General features: G+C 74.7%; 13 protein-coding genes. 8 read left to right on the top strand and 5 right to left on the bottom strand.

The features are described from left to right. Positions 1-50: 50 nt before the first annotated feature. The 4 genes from AB0J86_RS19050 to AB0J86_RS19035 all read right to left on the bottom strand — a co-directional run bounded on the left by AB0J86_RS19050 (position 51) and on the right by AB0J86_RS19035 (position 5,558). Complete coding sequence (locus AB0J86_RS19050) at positions 51-455, bottom strand: roadblock/LC7 domain-containing protein (protein WP_363858744.1); 405 nt, start codon at positions 453-455, stop codon at positions 51-53. Next, positions 452-2,983, bottom strand: a complete 2,532-nt coding sequence (locus AB0J86_RS19045) for a nitrate- and nitrite sensing domain-containing protein (protein WP_363858742.1) — start codon at positions 2,981-2,983, stop codon at positions 452-454. Before AB0J86_RS19045 ends, AB0J86_RS19050 begins: the two co-directional genes overlap by 4 nt. Positions 2,984-3,308: 325 nt before the next feature. Beyond that, the gene (locus AB0J86_RS19040) at positions 3,309-3,830 is read right to left on the bottom strand and encodes a helix-turn-helix transcriptional regulator (RefSeq protein WP_363858740.1); all 522 of its coding nucleotides are present in this window, start codon (positions 3,828-3,830) and stop codon (positions 3,309-3,311) included. A 444-nt stretch (positions 3,831-4,274) separates the two neighbouring features. Further along, a complete protein-coding gene (locus AB0J86_RS19035; protein WP_363858738.1) occupies positions 4,275-5,558 on the bottom strand; it encodes a cytochrome P450 in 1,284 nt (427 codons plus the stop codon). A 633-nt stretch (positions 5,559-6,191) separates the two neighbouring features. Here AB0J86_RS19035 and AB0J86_RS19030 point away from each other — a divergent pair. Beyond that, positions 6,192-8,618 carry a bifunctional SulP family inorganic anion transporter/carbonic anhydrase gene (locus AB0J86_RS19030; protein WP_363858736.1) on the top strand — a complete coding sequence of 809 codons (2,427 nt, stop codon included), beginning with the start codon at positions 6,192-6,194 and terminating at the stop codon, positions 8,616-8,618. A 60-nt stretch (positions 8,619-8,678) separates the two neighbouring features. Here AB0J86_RS19030 and AB0J86_RS19025 read toward each other — a convergent pair whose 3' ends face one another. After that, entirely contained in the window at positions 8,679-10,766 is a 2,088-nt protein-coding gene (locus AB0J86_RS19025; RefSeq protein ID WP_363858734.1) for an alpha-galactosidase, read from the bottom strand. A 235-nt stretch (positions 10,767-11,001) separates the two neighbouring features. On the opposite strand from AB0J86_RS19025, the gene AB0J86_RS19020 reads away from it, so the two are divergent. The 7 genes from AB0J86_RS19020 to AB0J86_RS18990 are packed head-to-tail and all read left to right on the top strand — an operon-like array spanning position 11,002 to position 17,053. Further along, entirely contained in the window at positions 11,002-11,748 is a 747-nt protein-coding gene (locus AB0J86_RS19020) for an SDR family oxidoreductase (protein ID WP_363858732.1), read from the top strand. Positions 11,749-11,781: 33 nt separating this feature from the next. Next, the gene (locus tag AB0J86_RS19015; protein ID WP_363858730.1) at positions 11,782-12,495 is read left to right on the top strand and encodes an FCD domain-containing protein; all 714 of its coding nucleotides are present in this window, start codon (positions 11,782-11,784) and stop codon (positions 12,493-12,495) included. Between the two features lie 16 nt (positions 12,496-12,511). Then, positions 12,512-13,657, top strand: coding sequence for a galactonate dehydratase (gene dgoD / locus AB0J86_RS19010; RefSeq protein WP_363858728.1), 1,146 nt, complete (start codon positions 12,512-12,514; stop codon positions 13,655-13,657). Next, on the top strand, positions 13,651-14,538 hold the full coding sequence (locus AB0J86_RS19005; protein ID WP_363858726.1) for a hypothetical protein: 888 nt from the start codon (positions 13,651-13,653) through the stop codon (positions 14,536-14,538). Before dgoD ends, AB0J86_RS19005 begins: the two co-directional genes overlap by 7 nt. After that, on the top strand, positions 14,535-15,155 hold the full coding sequence (locus tag AB0J86_RS19000) for a bifunctional 4-hydroxy-2-oxoglutarate aldolase/2-dehydro-3-deoxy-phosphogluconate aldolase (RefSeq protein ID WP_363858724.1): 621 nt from the start codon (positions 14,535-14,537) through the stop codon (positions 15,153-15,155). The genes AB0J86_RS19005 and AB0J86_RS19000 overlap by 4 nt, the downstream gene beginning before the upstream one ends. Further along, positions 15,152-16,126, top strand: coding sequence for a sugar kinase (locus tag AB0J86_RS18995; RefSeq protein ID WP_363858722.1), 975 nt, complete (start codon positions 15,152-15,154; stop codon positions 16,124-16,126). Before AB0J86_RS19000 ends, AB0J86_RS18995 begins: the two co-directional genes overlap by 4 nt. Before the next feature lie 36 nt (positions 16,127-16,162). Next, positions 16,163-17,053, top strand: coding sequence for an SMP-30/gluconolactonase/LRE family protein (locus AB0J86_RS18990; protein ID WP_363858720.1), 891 nt, complete (start codon positions 16,163-16,165; stop codon positions 17,051-17,053). The last annotated feature ends 78 nt before the right edge of the window (positions 17,054-17,131 follow it).

The raw sequence follows: 17,131 nt of genomic DNA, 5'->3' as shown, positions 1-17,131 counted from the left end.
CTCCAGGGAAGGGGGTGATGAGGTCTCCGGCGCGCGTGCCGGTGGGCGGATCAGCGGCCCGGTACCACCGCGGCGCGGGCCGCGGGGGTGAGCAGGTCTCCGATCCGGTTCGCCAGCTCGGTCATCTCGTACGAGACCTTGCCGACGTCGCAGGTGGGGGTGGCGAGGACCAGCAGGGACGCCCCGTCGTTGAACGCCATCGAGAACATGAATCCGCCCTCGAGCTGGGTGACGTTCGAGATCACCGCGCCGGCGTCGAAGAAGGCCGCCGCGCCCCGGAGCAGGCTGACCAGGCCGCTGCCGGTCGCGGCGAGCTGGTCGGCCCGGTCCGGTGGCAGGTTGCGGGTGGCGGCCACCATCAGGCCGTCGCTGGAGATCGCGATGGCGTGGCTGACGTCGGGCGCCCGCTGGGCGAAGCTGTCCAGCATCCAGCCGAGGTCTCGTTGGTTCGTCACGCAGTACTCCCTGTGGCGTCGGGTTTGGCCGAGGCGTTGACCAGGCTCGGGTTGGTGCGGCGGCCGGCCACCCCACGCGCGTACGCGGCCATGGCCGAGGAGACCTGGCCGGGGTCGCGGTACTCGGAGCGCGGCTGCTGGGTCGCGGGTGTCGTGATCGCGCCGGGTACGAGGTTGCGTTGCGGTGTCCGGATCGGCAGGCCGGAGTTGGTCGTCTCGGCCACCGCCGGCCGGGCCGTCGCCTCGGTGGCCGCGCGCCATCCCTCGTCGGCGGGCGAGCGCCAGTCGGACTCGCCGCTCACGCTCTCGGAGCGGTCCGCCCGGAACCAGTTGTTCACCTGCTCGTAGATGACCAGTTCCTCGGTCGGGTTGTCCTCGGGCCGTATCGCGGGGCTGGCCGGACGGAACACCGGCGCGACCGGGGTGCGCGCGACGCCGCGGTGCGGGTCGCCGCCGTTGCCGCCGGCCACGGGTACCGGCACGGGGTACCCGTCCCGGACCGCGTAGCCGTCCGGCTGCGCCGCGACCGGGTAGCCGAGGGGCTGCTGGGGGTGCCCGTCGCGGGGCGCCACGACCGGGTACCCCGGCAGCGCGCGGGTGTCGGGCCGGGCCGGGTGGGTCAGCCGCCCGGGCGCGAGGACCTGCGGGTCGGGCGGGATCGGCCGGATCAGGTTGGCCGGCAGCGCCACCTCGGCGATGGTGCCGAGCTTCGGTCCCGGCCGCAGCTCGACCTCGACGCCGAGCCGGGTGGCGAGCTGGCCGACCACGACGAGGCCCATCGCGCGCACCGCCGCCACGTCGATCGCGGGCGGCCGGGCCAGCACCTCGTTGAGCTGGGCGAGCCGCTGTGGCGCGAGCCCCACGCCCTCGTCGCTGATCTGCACGATCACGCGGTCGCCCAGGCCCCGCGCGGTCACCCACGCCTCGGTCTCCGGCGGGGAGTACATGGTGGCGTTGTCCATCAGCTCGGCCAGCAGGTGGACCACCTCGTCCACGCTGTCCGAGACCACCGCCACGTCGCCGTCCACGACGCCGAGGCGGACCCGCTGGTAGTGCTCGATCTGGGAGAGCGCCGCCTGGAGCACCTTCTGCAGCGGTACGTCCTCGTGCCGGACCCGGCCCACGCCGACGCCGCCGAGCACGAGCAGGCTGGCGTTGATCCGGCCCATCCGGGTGGCGAGGCTGTCCAGCGTGTAGAGCTGCTGCAGCCGTTCCGGGTCGGTCTCGTCCCGCTCCACCCGGTCCACCTGCGCCAGTACCGCGTCCACGAGCCGCTGCTCGCGCCGGCTGAGGTGGATGAAGATGTCGGCGGTGTTGGCCCGCATCACGGCCTGCTCGGCGGCGGTGTGTACGGCCGCCCGGTGCACCGCGTTGAACGCCTGGCCGACCTCGCCGATCTCGTCGCCGCTGGAGGTCTCCAGGCTGGAGCTGCTCTGCTCGGCGAGGCGTTCCGGGTCGATCGAGGAACTGTCCACGTGCCGCAGCTCGGCCACCATCGCGGGCAGCTCCTTGAACGCGACGGCGTTGGCCGCGTCCCGCAGCCGGCGCAGCCGGCGGGTGATCTGCCGGGCCACCGCCCAGGTCACCAGCACGGTCAGCGCGAGCGCGGCGATGGTCGCGCCGGCCTCGAACATGGCCCGGCGGCGCTGGTCGACCCGCGCGCCGTCCACGCCGGCCAGCACCTCGGCGTCGACCCGCTGCTGGACGTCGAGCAGCCGGGTCGCCCAGGCCTGGGTCGCGTTGATCCACTCGGTCGCGTTCAGCTGCAACCGCCGGCCCGGCTGGGCCCGGGACACCTGGTCCTGCAACCGTTGCAGGGCCAGCGCCTCCTCGCCGCTGCCGGCCTGTTCCCACCAGACGGCCCAGACCGGCCGGGCCAGGGCGAGGAACGCCAGACTCGACTCGGTGAGGCTGGCCCGGGAGGCGGTGATGTCCTGCTGCATCGCCGGGGTGAGCTGCCCGGCGGCGAGCGCCCGCAGCACCGCGACCTGCTGCTGCCCGACCGCCTCGGCGGTCTTGGAGAGCGCCGCGGCCGCGCGGATGCCGTCGGCGACGTCGGCCGAGGTGACGCCCTGCGCGGTCGCCTCGCGGTAGGCGATGAGGTCGGCGATGACGATGCGGTAGCTGAAGGTCATCGCCGAGACGGAGGCGTGCGCCGCGGTACGTACCTGGGCCCGTAACGGGGACAGGTCGGTCAGGGCTCGGTCGATCCGGTCGAGCACGGCGGCGGTACCGGTCGAGACGTCGGGGGCGATGTCGCGCTGCCCGCGGTAGCGCGCCACGGCCGCGTCGGTCTCCTCGGTCTGCCGCGCGAAGGCGTCCTGCTGACGGGGTCCGGCCGAGGTGAGCAGGTCGGCCGCGGCGGCCCGCTCGCGTTGCAGCTGGTGGGCGAGGCTCCCGGCGTCGGTGGCGAGCTGGGTCAGCACGCCCAGGTCGCTCGCCCGCTGCGCCTGCCGCGCGCTGTCGGCGAGCGCCAGCCCCGCGAACCCGACCACGGCCACCAGCGGTGCGGTCACGATGAGCCGCATGCGCGAGGCGATCTTCCAGCCGCGCTGGCGTGCCGGGTGGGGCCGGGCCGCATGGGCTCTGATGCCTGGGGCCACGACTCTCACTCCCACGTTTCGTCGACATGTGTCGATGTGCACCTTGCAGGTGGCAAATCCCATTGCGCCGGACGTGGCGGGTGAGGAACAGGGTTAACCGTGGTACAAAAAGCTCGTACCCGCATCTGTACCCGAACCTGTACCCGGCTTTGCCGGCTCGCCGATCATCACGACAGCCGCCCGCACCACGAGGACACGGGCCGAGCGCGGAGTTCGGCCATAATCACGTAACAATTCATCGACCGACGCCTCAGTGACGTCGACGCTGGACACCGCTCGGGTGCCGCTCCGGTGACTCCGCCGACGGCCGACGGAGATCATTCCGCACCCGGTCCCCGAGAATTCGATCAATCAACTCGCGAAGTTCGTCGATTGCCGCGATGACGGCGGCGGAATCGTCCTCTTCGAACCGGCCCACCGCGGGCGCGGCGCCGCCGGGCGGCTCCGACCGTACCGGCCCGACCGGCTGGCCGGGCTCCCCGGTACGCGGCCCGCGGCGCCCGTCGGCGGCGAGCTGCTCGGCCGCGACCTGCGGCCACAACCCGGCGAGCAGCCCGCCGGTACCGAGCACCTCGTCGCAGCGTACGGCCAGTTCCTGGCTGCCGTACCGGCGCCCCGACTCGACCGCCGCCACCGTCTCGCGGCTGAACCGCACCCGGTCGGCGAGCGCGCGCTGGGTCAACCCGTTGCGCGTACGCCAACGGCGTAGCTCCCGCCGGAACTGCCGGGCAGCCATCGAGTCCGTGGCAGCGCAGGAGGGCGGACCGTCCATTTGCTCACCTCGCGCATCAGCGATTCGACCAGCCAGGGCCAGATCAGAATGGTTAGTTCACCGAGCATTCGCCGGGGCCAATTCTTACCCCATCCGTCGGCAGGTGGGAAGACGTGTGCAGTGACGATCGTTGCCCGTCGGTGAAAAATGCGGCCAATCTGACCTACCCCGCCACCCCCCGGCGAATCCGCGCAGGACCTACCCCACAAATCACACAGACCCGCCGGTTACGTCGAGCGGTGGTACCTCCTGATCAAACAATCCTGGCCGAGAATCGGCGAAGCGGACACGCGCGGGGCGCGCCGAGGTTCGACCGGACGTCGGACGGACCGGCGCCGACCGGCTGAGCCGGCCGGGGTCCGTCCCGCCCCTGGATCCGGGCCGTCCCGGTCGGGTCCGGCCACCGGCCGTACGCCGGGGTCCCGGCGCGCCCGGCCGGCACGGTCAGGCGGCGCGGCGGTCGTACGACGCGGGCGGCGGCGGCGCCCAGCCCTCGGCGGCCGCGACGACCACCGGGAGGCTCCGGTGCGCCCGGAAGGCGGCGTTGGGCTTGTAGGCGGCGGTGTAGCCGGGCGCCAGGCGCAAACCGGGCAGGGTCGCGGCGAGCCGGGTGAGCGCGATCTGCGCCTCGAGCCGGGCCAGCGCGGCGCCGATGCAGAAGTGCGGGCCGTAGCCGAAGGAGAGCTGGTCCCGGACGTCGGCGCGGTGCGGGTCGAAGCGGTCCGGGTCGGCGAAGGCCGCCGGGTCCCTGTTGGCCGCGCCGATCAGCAGCAGGCAGCGGGCGCCCGCCGGGATGGTGACCCCGCCGATGGTGACGGGCCGGCCGGTCAGCCGCAGCCAGCCGTCGATCGCCGGCCCGAACCGCAGCGTCTCCTCGACGAAGGCCGGCACGTAGCCGGGGTCGTCGACCAGGCGCGCCCACCGGCCCGGCACCGACAGCGCGTACTCCAGCCCGTGCGCGAGCAGTCCGGCGGTGGTCTCGTGCCCCGCGACCAACAGGTTGAAGGCGAGGCTCGCCACCTCGGCCTCGGTGAGCACGGCGTCGTCGCCGGCGCGGTACCGCAGCACCTTGCGGACGAAGTCGTCGCCCCCGGCCGGGTCCTGGACCCGGTCGGCGACGAGTTGCCGGCAGTAGCGCCAGAAGTCCAGCAGACCGTGCGCGAGGCGCACCTGCTCGGCGGGGCTCGGGTGCCCCCAGACCAGCGCGATCTGGCCGTCGGCCCAGCGGCGGATCCGGGGCACGTCGCGCTCCGGCACGCCGAGGATGTCCATGACGACCAGCAGCGGCAGCTCGGCGGCGAACTCGGGGACCAGGTCGACGGTCTCGCCCGGACGCTGCGCGAGCCGCCCGACCAGCTCGTCCACCCGCCGGCAGACCAGGTGGCCGTACTGCTCCTCGACCCGTACGGCGGTGTTGGCGAAGGTCGCCCGCAGGGCTCGGCGGGTCCGGGTGTGCACGGGCGCGTCGGCCGCGGCGGTCGTCGGCGGCGCGTCGATTTGCACGATCACCGACATGGCTTCCGGACAAACCTGATATACGGGGGCGAGCGTCAATGCGTTTTGAAAGGTGTCGGCGTCGCCGAGGGCGCGGCGCACATCCTCGTGACGGGAGATCAGCCACATGTCGAGGTCCTCGGCGTACGTGACGCCTTCCGGGCTTTCCAGCAGTTCCCGCCAAACGACGGCCGGGTTGGTCAGATAGCTGCCGGCAAATGGGCGAAGCTCCATGGCCGCCTCCTCGTCCCCCGCGCGATGACCCGCGTCACGCCGTCGTGACCTGCACCGATCGCCGCAAGGTGACCGAGGGTGACGACTGGCTCACGGCATCGGCGCTGGTCTCTACGATGCGCCGCTACTGAGGCGCGAGTCAAGACATCCACGATTCCAATTGAATTCGCGAAAGTAAATGAAATCGCCCAAATACGAGCGAGTCAGAGGCGGGCCCAATTCATGCAAGTTGCAAATCGCAGTTGCCCCGCAAGGCGCCACTCGTAGCTTACACGACCAATAGCGGGCAACGTCCAGCGGCGTCGAAAGATCGGAACACGGAGGCCCCGCCGACGAGGCAACCGGTGGCCCGTACGGCCGGCCCGGGGCGGACGAGCTGTCCGCCGAGAGCCGCCACCCCTGTCCAGATTGGATCATCCCCGTCCATTCCGGAGCACGGGTTCTCGCACCTAGACGGATCGCTCTGGACGATCATCCAGGTCACGCGGACCGAATTTCACCAGTCGTGACAGATTGTTAAGGATCATGCCCGCAGGGTAACGTGTCCGGCGAGCGGCATCCGCGCCTTACGCCACCTAAGGCCTGATTTTCTGGAACATCCCCGTCCGAGCCGAATCCACTTCGGAGGAGAGCATGGAAACCAGGCAGTCCCGGAGCATGCCCTCCGCGCACATCCCCACCCAGCGGAACGGCCCGCCGGCCCCGCGCCCGCCCCGCTGGCGCACCGTCCTGCGGCACGACCTGCCCGCCTCGTTCGTCGTCTTCCTCGTCGCGATCCCGCTCTCGCTGGGTATCGCCGCGGCCTCCGGTGCGCCGCTGATGGCCGGGATCATCGCGGCGGTGATCGGCGGCATCGTCGCCGGCTCGCTCGGCGGGGCGCCCCTGCAGATCAGCGGGCCGGCGGCCGGGTTGACCGTCATCGTCGCCGAACTGGTGATCCGGCACGGCTGGGCCGCCACCACCGTGATGGTCTCCCTCGCCGGCCTGGTACAGATCGTGCTCGGGCTGACCCGGGTCGGCCGTACCGCCCTCGTGCTCTCACCGGCGGTGGTGCACGGGATGCTGGCCGGAATCGGCATCGTCATCGCCCTCAGCCAGCTGCACGTGGTCCTCGGTGGCGCCCCGCAGCACTCGGCCTGGGCCAACCTGCGGGAACTACCCGCCCAACTCGTCGGGTACCACGACGCGGCGGTACTGGTCGGCGTGGTCACCATCGCGGTGCTGCTCGGCTGGTCCCGGCTGGTCAGGGTGCCGTACCTGCCCGGACCGCTGGTCGCCGTGGCGCTGGCCACCGGGATGGCCACCGGGATGGACCTCGACCTGGCCCGGGTCGCGCTGCCCGACGACCCGCTGAGCGTACTGGCCGCGCCGCACTGGCCGGACGTGTCGATCGGCGCCCTCGCCTCCGGCGTCCTGCTGCTCGCGCTGGTCGCCAGCGTCGAGTCGCTGCTCTCGGCCGTGGCCCTGGACAAGCTGCACGACGGCCCGCGGGCCCGGCTCGACCGGGAACTGATCGCGCAGGGCGTCGCCAACACCGCGTCCGGGGCGCTGGGCGGGCTGCCTGTCACCGGGGTCATCGTCCGCAGCTCCACCAACGTCGCCGCCGGCGCCCGCAGCCGGGCCTCGGGCATCCTGCACGGGGTCTGGCTGGCGCTGGCCGTGCTGCTCCTCGCCGGCGTGCTGGAGCGCATCCCGATGGCGGCGCTCGCCGGCGTACTGGTGATCGTCGGGTTGCGGCTGGTCAGCGTCGCGCACATCCGTACCTTCGTGCGGCACCGCGAGTTCGCCGCGTACGCGATCACCGTGGCCGGCGTCGTCTTCCTCGACCTGGTCACCGGCGTGCTGATCGGCATGGCGGTGACCCTGCTGTCGGCGCTGTACCGGCTCACCCACTGGCGGATCGAGGTCGAGCCGCGCGGTGAGCAGGAGTGGCTGGTCCGGATCACCGGCACCCTGCTCTTCCTCGGCGTCGGACGCCTCACCCACCAGCTGCGCCGGCTGCCGCCCGGCCAGCGGGTCCAGCTGGAACTGCACCTCGACTTCCTCGACCACGCGGCCTTCGAGGTGATGCGCGACTGGCGCGACGAGTACGAACGCGGCGGCGGCCGGGTCCGCGTCGAGGAGGTGCACGACACCTGGTTCGACCGCGCGGTCCGCGACCGGCTCGGGGTCCGCAAGAGCCTGCCCGACCTGCTCCCCCGCTGGTTCGCACCCTGGTCCCAGTGGCAGGGCACCACCCCGACCGACCCGCCCGGCCCGACCCCGGCCGTACGCACCGAACGAGAGCCGGAGGCGGTCGCGCCCGGGGCGCAGCCGGCCACCCGCACCGGCCACGAACCGGTGCCCGCCGGCTCCGGAGGCACCGACGGCGCCGCGGCGAGCCTGCTGGTCGGCGTGCGGGAGTTCCAGCGGCGCGTCGCCCCGCACGTGCGGCCGTACCTGGTCGAGCTGGCCCGGGACGGGCAGCGACCGCGCGAGCTCTTCATCACCTGCGCCGACTCCCGCATGGTGCCGAACCTGGTCACCGCCAGCGGGCCCGGCGACCTCTTCTGCCTGCGCAACATCGGCAACATCGTGCCGCGCCACGGCGCGCCCGGCGACGACAGCGTCGGGGCCGCCATCGAGTACGCCACGGACGTGCTCGGCGTCGCCACCATCACCGTCTGCGGGCACTCCGACTGCGGCGCCATGCGCGCCCTGCTCGGCGACGACGTGGGCAGCCAGACCCACCTCGCCTCCTGGCTCCGGCACGCCCGCCCGCTTCCCGTCGGCCGGGTCCCGACGGTGGTCCCGGCCGACGACGAGCGCGTGCGGGCCGCCGGGGAGCGGGCCGGCGAACTCGACGGCGCCGAGCCCGGCGGCGCCGAGCTGCCGCCGGTGGAGCGGCAGGCGCTGGTCAACGTCGTGCAGCAGCTGGAGAACCTGCGGACCTACCCGAGCGTGCGGCGGCGGTTGCACTCCGGCCAGCTCGCCCTGGTCGGCATGTACTTCGACCTGCACGAGGCCCGGATGTACCTGGTGGACGACGGGAGCAGCACGCCGCGTCCGGTCCCCGGCTGACCGTCCCGCCCCGACCGTCCGTCCGGGGCGGGACGGGCGGGACGGGCGGGGCGCGCTCGCTCAGTCCCGGGTCAGGACGATCAGCTCGGCGTCGTGCTCGGCGCTCCACCGCACCGGCAGCCCGACCGAGGTGAGATGGGCGCCGGAGTAGACCTGCTCGCCGTGCCGGTACGTGCCCTCGGGGGCGAGCCCGCGCAGCGGCAGGCGTACCGGGCGCGACGGGAGCAGACCCGCGCCGTCGAGCCGCCCCGGATGCCAGGCGAGCACGACGATCTCACGGCCGTCCACGCCGGTGTACTGCACGGCGCACCGGTCCTGGTCCGGTCCGCCGACCAGGTGCACCTCGCCCCGGGTGACGACGTGCCGGATCCGCTTGTAGCGCGCGATCCACTCGGCCGCCTCGGCGCGCTGGGCGGGCCCCCAGTGCCGCAGGTCGGCGCCGATGCCGAGCACGCCGGCCATGGCGAGGACGAAGCGGAACGCCAGCGACCGGGGGCGCGGGTCGAAGATCCCGGGCGCGTCGGTCACCCAGGAACTCATCAGGTGCGGGGCGTTGGCGTGCAGGAAGCCGTACTGGATGGCGAGCCGGTCCAACGGGCCGGTGTTGTCGCTCGGCCAGATGACGTCGGTACGCGCCGCCATCGCGAGGTCCGCCCGGGCCCCGCCGCCGGCGCACGCCTCGATCAGCACCCCGGGGTGGTCGCGGCGCAGCGCCGCCAGGATGCGGTAGAGGTTGGCGACGTGGCCGCCGTCGAGGTCGACCGGGCCGGAGCCGGGCCGGCCGGGCTCCGTACGCGGGCGGTTGAAGTCCCACTTCAGGTAGCCGATGTCGTACGTGGAGAGCAGGCCGTCGAGGGTGCCGTGGACGAACTCCGCGACCTCCGGCCGGCCGAGGTCGAGCAGGTACTGGTTGCGGATGGGGGTGAGCGGCCGGCCGTGTACCGAGTAGACCCAGTCGGGGTGCTCGGCGTAGAGGCGGGAGCGCGGGCTGACGCACTCGGGCTCCACCCAGAGGCCGAAGTTCAGGCCGAGGGCGCGGACCTCGTCGACGAAGGCCCCGAACCCGTCGGGGAACTTGGCCGGGTCGGGGGTCCAGTCACCGAGCCCGCCCCGGTCGTCGTCGCGGCCGACGAACCAGCCGTCGTCGACGACGAAGGTCTCCACGCCCAGCTCGGCCGCGACCCGGGCGAGTTCCAGCTGGGAGTCGGCCCGGACGTCGAAGTAGGTGGCCTCCCACGAGTTGTAGAGCACCGGGCGGACCCGCTCCAGCCGGTCGCCGGCGAGCTGGCGCTGGTAGCGGTGCCAGACCCGGGCCAGTCCGTCGAGGCCGTCGTCGCTGTAGGCGCCGGCGGCGACCGGCAGGACCAGCGTCTCGCCCGCCGGCAGCTCCAGCGGGCCGTCGGCGAGCAGTCGGCCGACGCGTACCCGGGTCAGGCCGCCGTTCTCCACGTCGGCCGCGATCTCCCACGAGCCGGTCCAGGTCAGCGCCGTACCCCAGGTGGGGCCGTCGGCGCCCGCGCGGTCGCGTACCGCGAGCCAGGGCGCGAAGGCGTGGCCGGGCACGCCCTGGGCGCTGCCGACGCTGAACCGCCCCCGGGTCAGCTCGACGTGGTCGAGCTGGAACTCCTGGGCCCACTGTCCCCAGAGGTAGCTCAGCCGGGCGCCGTGCGGCGTCGGTACCGAGAAGCCGGCCGACCCGGCCCGGACCACCCGCAGCGCGGCGTCGCCGGTGTTGGCCAGCTCGACCCAGCGCTCGACCACGTCGGTGCCGGCCGGGATCCGGTAGTGCAACGTCGCGCGCGCCCCGGTGGCCTCGTCGGCGAAGACCACCCGCAGCGCCGCGTCGTCGCCGTCGGCCTCGACGAAGCGCCACTGGACGCCCCGGTCCCCGCCGGCCGTCTCCAGGACCAGGTCGGCTCCGGCGAAGGGGCGCAGCCCGTCGGTGGCGTACTCGACCGGGGCCGCGTCCCCGGCGGTGAAGTACGGCGTCGGCCCGGCGTACGCCACCGGGGACGGGCCGGTGCTCACGCCGTGCGGACCCCAGGCGGTCAGCTCCAGCCACCGGCCGTGCCCGGGTACGGCTACCGTGTACTCGGTGTGCGCGCCGCGCAGCGTCCACGGACCGGCCGGGGCGTCGGTCTGGCTCATCCGGCGGGATCCTCCTACCCGACCCGGCCGGAGCCGGGTCGCTCGTGCAGCCGACGTCGCTGTGGCCGGCATCGCTGTCGCTGGTGTCGCTCGGATATCCGGGAGGGCCGATCTCCCTGCTCGCCCGGGCCGGCGGATGAAGTTGTCCGCCCCAGACGGTTGCATCCGGGCCGCGAGGCTGTCAAGATGTTTTCCTAATTAATGGTTTGATGACGGGGGCGGGTGAGCCGGCGAAATGCGACGCCTGGAGGGACGGGTTGCCCTGGTCACGGGCGCGACCGGCGGCGTGGGCGGGGCCACCGCCCGGCGGCTGGCCGCCGAGGGGGCCGCCGTGGCCCTCGCCGACCTGCGCGACCCCGAGCCGCTGGCCCGGGAGATCCGGGAGGCCGGCGGACGGGCCCACGCCGTGGTCGCCGACGTCGCGGACGAGGCCGTCTGGGCGCAGACCGCCGAGTCGGTACGCCGCGCGCTCGGTCCGGTCAACATCCTGGTCAGCAACGCCTACTACAGCGAGGTCGCGCCCGCCCACGAGACCAGCCGCGCCTCCTGGGACCGGCAGCTCGCGGTCTGCCTGACCGGCACCTTCCTCGGCGTCCGGGCCTGCCTCGACGACCTGCGCGCCGACTCCGGCGCGGTGGTGATCGTCTCCTCCGTGCACGCGCTCGTCGGGCTGCCCGGGCACCCGGCGTACGCGGCGGCCAAGGGCGGCCTGGTCTCGCTCGGCCGCCAGCTCGCGGTCGAGTACGGCCCGCGGATCCGGGTCAACACCGTGCTGCCTGGCCCGATCCTCACCGCCGCCTGGGACCGGGTATCCGAAGTGGACCGGCAGCGTAGCGTGGCACAGACCGTGGCCGGGCGGTTCGGCACCCCGGACGAGGTGGCGGCCACCGTGGCCTTTCTCGCCTCGCCCGACGCCGCGTACGTCACCGGTGCGAGCCTGGTGGTGGACGGTGGCTGGACCGCGGTGAAGGCCTCGGCCTGACCATCGACCGGACGAGCGAAAAGGCGCGGAGCATTGGCACAGTACGCACGGCGGGGGGTCCACGGGCAGACCGTGGAGGTGATCGCGCGCCGCATCCTGGCCGGCGAGATCGGCGAGGGCGAGACGCTCAACATCGGGGCGCTGCAGGAAGAGCTCGACGTGAGCCTCACCGCCCTGCGTGAGGCGCTGAAGGTGCTCACCGCCAAGGGCATCGTCGACGCGCGCCAGAAACGCGGCACCTTCGTACGGCCGCGGGCCGACTGGAACCTGCTCGACGGTGACATCATCCGCTGGCAGTTCGCCGAGGGCGCCGCGCCCCGGCTCCTGGACGAGCTGCACGAGGTGCGCGGCATCATCGAGCCGGCCGCCGCCCGGCTGGCCGCCGAGCGGGCCGGGGCCGACGACCTCGCCGCCCTCGACGCCGCGCTGGCCGAGATGGCCGGCGCCGGCGGCGAACCCGTCGCGGCCATCACCGCCGACCTCGGCTTCCACCGCGCGCTGCTCGCCGCGACCCACAACGAGCTGCTGCAACGGATGGAGGTCGTGATGGAGACCGGCCTCGCCGAGCGGGACCGGCTCGTGCACGGCGGCGCGCGGCACGACGATCCGGTGCCGAGCCACCGGGCGGTGGTGGAGGCGATCCGCGCCGGCGACGCCGGCGCGGCCGAGCGGGCCATGCGCGACCTGTTGGAGAAGGCCGGTCGCGACGTCGAACGGGTACGCGGGAAACGGGGAGAGAGCCAGTGAGCGCGAGAGGCAGCCGGTGAAGATCGACCGAATCGAGACCTTCCTGGTACCGCCCCGGTGGCTCTTCTGCCGGGTGGAGACCGACACCGGGTTGGTGGGCTGGGGCGAGCCGGTGGTGGAGGGACGCGCGGAGGTGGTCCGCAGCGCCGTCGAGGTGCTCAGCGAGTACCTGCTCGGCGAGGACCCGCTGCACATCGAGCGGCACTGGCAGGTCCTCACCAAGGGCGGCTTCTACCGGGGCGGTCCGATCCTCTCCAGCGCCGTCGCCGGGATCGACCAGGCGCTGTGGGACATCGCCGGGCAGGCGTACGGCGCCCCGGTGCACGCGCTGCTCGGCGGAGCGGTACGCGACCGGGTCCGGATCTACTCCTGGGTCGGCGGCGACGAACCCGGCGAGATCGCCGAGCACGTCGCCGCCCAGGTGGCCGCCGGGCTGACCGGGGTGAAGATGAACGCCTCGGGGCGCCTCTCCCCCATCCCGACCTCGGCCGAGGTGGACGCCGTGGTCCGCCGGGTCGCCGCGGCCCGCGAGGTGCTCGGCGCGCACCGAGACGTCGCCGTCGACTTCCACGGCCGGGCCAGCGCCGCGGCCGTCCGCCGGATCCTGCCCGAGCTGGCCCCGCTGCGCCCGTTCTTCGTGGAGGAGCCGCTCCTGCCCGACCAGGGCCACCTGCTGCGCGAGGTCGTGAACTGCTCGCCGGTGCCGATCGCCACCGGCGAGCGGCTCTACGGACGCGGCGACTTCCTCGGACCGTTGCAGGCCGGGGTGGCCGTCGTGCAGCCGGACCTGTCGCACGCCGGCGGGATCTCCGAGGTCCGCCGCATCGCCGCGGCGGCGGAGACGTACGGTGCCGTGCTCGCCCCGCACTGCCCGCTCGGGCCGGTCGCGCTCGCGGCCAGCCTCCAGGTCGCCTTCGCCACGCCCAACTTCCTGATCCAGGAACAGAGCATCGGCATCCACTACCACACCGGCGCCGAACTGCTCGACTACGTGGTCGACCGCGAGCCGTTCCGCTTCGTCGACGGGCACATCGCCCGGTTCACCGGGCCGGGCCTCGGCATCACGGTCGACGAGGCCGCGGTACGCGCCGCCGACAAGCGGGGCCACGCGTGGCGCAACCCGGTCTGGCGGCACGACGACGGTTCGTTCGCCGAATGGTGAGCCGGGTGAAGCTGCGCGCCGAGGTGGACGACCGGCTCGGCGGGCGCTGGACCAGCCTGCGCGGCGGCCGGCGGGAGTGGCTGTGGTCCCGCCCGGACCCGGCCCGCGCGGGCGCCGTACCGGGCGACGGGTTCGTCGACGCGGGCGGGCTGGAGGAGTGCCTGCCGACCGTACGCGGCACGCCCGACCACGGTGACGTCTGGTCCCGCCCCTGGCGGCGCACCGGCGACGGGGAGTCCACGGTGGCGGGGGACGACTTCGCGCTGCGTCGCCGGATCGCCCACCACGACGGCGCGGTGACCGCCGACTACCTGCTGCGGGCCCGCCCCGGCTACCGCTTCGTCTGGGCGGCGCACGCCCTGCTCGACCTCTCGCCGCGCGCCCGCCTGCTCGCCCCGGACGGCACGCCGACCCGGCTCTACCCGGACGTACTCCCGCAGGCGGCCGGCCCCGGGACCGCCGGCGCCGGTCCTGCCCCCGCCGAGCCCGAGGCCCGGCCCACCGGGCCCGAGCCCTGGGTGACCGGCGCCTGGCCCGATCCGGCCGGGATACCGCTGGACCGGTTCGGGCCGGACGACGGCAGCGCCGTCGGCGCGGTACTGCTCGACTGCCCCGAGGTACGGGTCGCCGACGGCCTGGACACGCTGACCCTGCGCCTGGACTGTCCCGGGCAGCCCCGGTCGACCGCGCTCTGGCGCAACCTGGGCGGCTGGCCGGCCGGTACGCCGTACCGCAGCACCGGGGTCGAGCCGATGCTCGGCGCGGTCTTCGACCTGGCCACCGCCGGACCCGACGACGCGGCGGTGGTACCGCCGACCGGCGTCCTCGGCTGGCGGCTCACCATCTCCGCACACCGAACCACCGGAGGCGACCACCCGTGAACCTGCTCGACGCGCTGCGTACCCACCGGCTGCTGGCCATCGTGCGCGGCACCGACCCGGAGGCGGCGCTGGCCTCGGTGCTGACCCTCGCCGACGCGGGGGTGGCACTGGTCGAGGTGTCGCTGACGACCGCCGACGCGCTGACGGTGCTGCGCCGGGCCCGCGCGGCCCTCGGCCCGGGGTACGGGCTGGGCGCCGGCACTGTCCTCACCGCCGACGACGCCCGGCTGGCCGCCGAGGCGGGCGCCGCCTTCCTGGTCACCCCGGCCCTCGCGCCCAGCGTCGCGACGGCGGGCCAGCTCGGGCTGCCGGTGCTCGCGGGCGCCCTCACCCCCACCGAGGTGGTCCAGGCGACCACCGCCGGCGCGGTCGCGGTCAAGCTCTTCCCCGCCTCGCTCGGCGGCCCGGACTACCTGCGCGCCCTGCGCGACCCGTTCCCCGGCACGGCCTTCGTACCCGTCGGGGGCGTCGACGCCGCCGGTGCCCGCGACTACCTGGCCCGGGGCGCGGTGGCGGTGGGCGTGGGCTCGCCGCTGCTCGGCGACGCCCCCAGCGGCGGGGACCTGGCGGCGCTGCGGGAGCGGGCGGCGGCCTTCCGGGCGGCGGTCGCGGCATGACCGGCGTACCCTCGCCCGGCCCGGCCGCGCCGGACGTGCTCACCCTCGGCGAGACCATGGCGGCGTTCCGGGCCGCCGGCGCGCTGCGGCTCGGCGGCAGCCTCCAGCTCTCGATCGCCGGCGCCGAGTCGACCGTCGCGATCGGCCTGGCCCGGCTCGGGCACCGGGTCCGCTGGCTCGGCGTCACCGGCGCCGACGAGCCGGGCGAGCTGATCCGGCGCACGCTGCGCGCCGAGGGAGTCGACCTCACCGGGGCCCGGATCGACCCGGACGCGCCGACCGGGCTGATCCTGTTCGAGCCCCGGGTCGGCGACCTCACCCGGGTCAGCTACTACCGGACCGGCTCCGCCGGGTCCCGGCTGGACGCCTCGGACGTCGCCGCCGCGTTCGCGCCGCCCGGCGCGGCGCCGCGGATCCTGCACGTCACCGGGATCACCTGCGCGCTCGGCCCCGAGCCCCGCGCCGCGGTGGCGGCGGCGATCGAACGTACCCGGGCGGCCGGCGGCACCGTCTGCCTGGACGTCAACCACCGGCGGCGGCTCTGGTCGACCGAGCGCGCCGCGGCGGTGCTGCGGCCGCTGCTCCCGTCGGTCGACGTGCTGGTCGCCTCCGACGACGAGCTGGCGGTGCTCACCGACGACACCACCGATCCCGCGCGCGGGGTCCTCGCGGCGGGCGTCGGCGAGGTGGTCGTCAAGCACGGCGCGGACGGCGCCACCAGTCACACCCCGGCCGGCAGCGTGCACCGGCCGGCCCGGCGGGTCGCGGCCGTGGACACCATCGGCGCGGGCGACGCGTTCGTGGCCGGGCTGCTCTCCGGCCGGCTCGACGGGCTCGACGTCGCGGGGCGGCTGGACCGGGCCGCCACCACCGCCGCCTTCGCGGTCGCCACCCGCGGCGACTGGGAGGGGCTGCCCACCCGGGCCGAACTTCCCCTGCTCGACCACGCCCCCGGCACCGCCCTGCGGTGACCCCGCGGGGTCCGCCCCGTCCCGAACGGAGACCGCATGCGACTTCCCGAACCGACGCCGTGGAGCGACGACCGGCTCGAACTGGGCGAGGGCGCCCGCTGGGTCGCCGACCGGCTCGTCCTCGTCGACCTGCTCGCCGGGCGGCTGCTGGAGACCGGCGGCGACGCGCCCGCACCCCTGCGCGAGCTGCGCCGGGTCGACGCCCCGCTGGGTGCCGTGGCACCGCTGGCCGGGCGGCCGGACGCCTGGCTCGCCGCGCTCGGTACCGGCGTGGCGGTGTTCGACGGCGCCGACGACCGCTGGACGTACCTGGCCGACCTGGAGAGCGGCAACGCCGCCCGGGCGCGCATGAACGACGCCGTCGCCGACCCGCACGGCCGCTTCTGGGCCGGCAGCATGGCGTACGACAGCACGCCCGGCGCCGGTACGCTCTACCGCGCCGCGCCCGGGTCCGCCCCGGTGGCCGCCGTGACCGGGCTGACCATCAGCAACGGTCCCGCCTTCGACGGCACCGGCACCGTGATGTACCTGGCGGACACCCCGCTCGGGCACGTGGACCGGTTCGCGGTCGACGCCCGGACCGGCGAGCTCTCCGCCCGGGAACCCTTTCTGCGGCTCGCACCCGCCGAGGGCTCCCCGGACGGCATGACGGTCGACGCGGCCGGCCACCTCTGGGTGGCGCTCTGGGGCGGCTACGCGGTACGCCGGTACCGCCCGGACGGCACGCTCGACCGCGAGATCCGGCTGCCCGCCGCCCAACCCACGAGCGTCTGTCTCGGCGGGCCGGAGCTGCGCCGGCTCTTCGTCACCACCGCCCGCATCGGACTGGACCGGCCCGGGCCGCTCGACGGCGCCCTGCTCGCGCTGGACGTGGACGTCACCGGGGTGCCGGCCCGGCCGGTACCCGCCGACGGCTGGAGCGCCTGACCGCCGCCGGGACGGGCACGCGCCGCGACGCGCCGGTCCGGGACGGGCACGCGCCGGCCCGACGGCCGGGCCGGCGCG

This window comes from Micromonospora sp. NPDC049559 (genome assembly GCF_040676675.1).
Taxonomy (GTDB): domain Bacteria; phylum Actinomycetota; class Actinomycetes; order Mycobacteriales; family Micromonosporaceae; genus JBFAPK01.
The sequence above is the reverse complement of the archived record's forward strand: the minus strand, read 5'-3'. Positions and strand labels throughout refer to the sequence as shown.

Excerpts from the sequence above, each read along its gene's own strand:
- AB0J86_RS19045 (WP_363858742.1), bottom strand. The coding sequence starts at position 2,983 with ATGCGGCTCATCGTGACCGCACCGCTGGTGGCCGTGGTCGGGTTCGCG.
- AB0J86_RS19040 (WP_363858740.1), bottom strand. The coding sequence starts at position 3,830 with ATGGACGGTCCGCCCTCCTGCGCTGCCACGGACTCGATGGCTGCCCGG.
- AB0J86_RS19035 (WP_363858738.1), bottom strand. The coding sequence starts at position 5,558 with ATGGAGCTTCGCCCATTTGCCGGCAGCTATCTGACCAACCCGGCCGTC.
- AB0J86_RS19030 (WP_363858736.1), top strand. The coding sequence starts at position 6,192 with ATGGAAACCAGGCAGTCCCGGAGCATGCCCTCCGCGCACATCCCCACC.
- AB0J86_RS19025 (WP_363858734.1), bottom strand. The coding sequence starts at position 10,766 with ATGAGCCAGACCGACGCCCCGGCCGGTCCGTGGACGCTGCGCGGCGCG.
- AB0J86_RS19020 (WP_363858732.1), top strand. The coding sequence starts at position 11,002 with ATGCGACGCCTGGAGGGACGGGTTGCCCTGGTCACGGGCGCGACCGGC.
- AB0J86_RS19005 (WP_363858726.1), top strand. The coding sequence starts at position 13,651 with ATGGTGAGCCGGGTGAAGCTGCGCGCCGAGGTGGACGACCGGCTCGGC.
- AB0J86_RS18995 (WP_363858722.1), top strand. The coding sequence starts at position 15,152 with ATGACCGGCGTACCCTCGCCCGGCCCGGCCGCGCCGGACGTGCTCACC.
- AB0J86_RS18990 (WP_363858720.1), top strand. The coding sequence starts at position 16,163 with ATGCGACTTCCCGAACCGACGCCGTGGAGCGACGACCGGCTCGAACTG.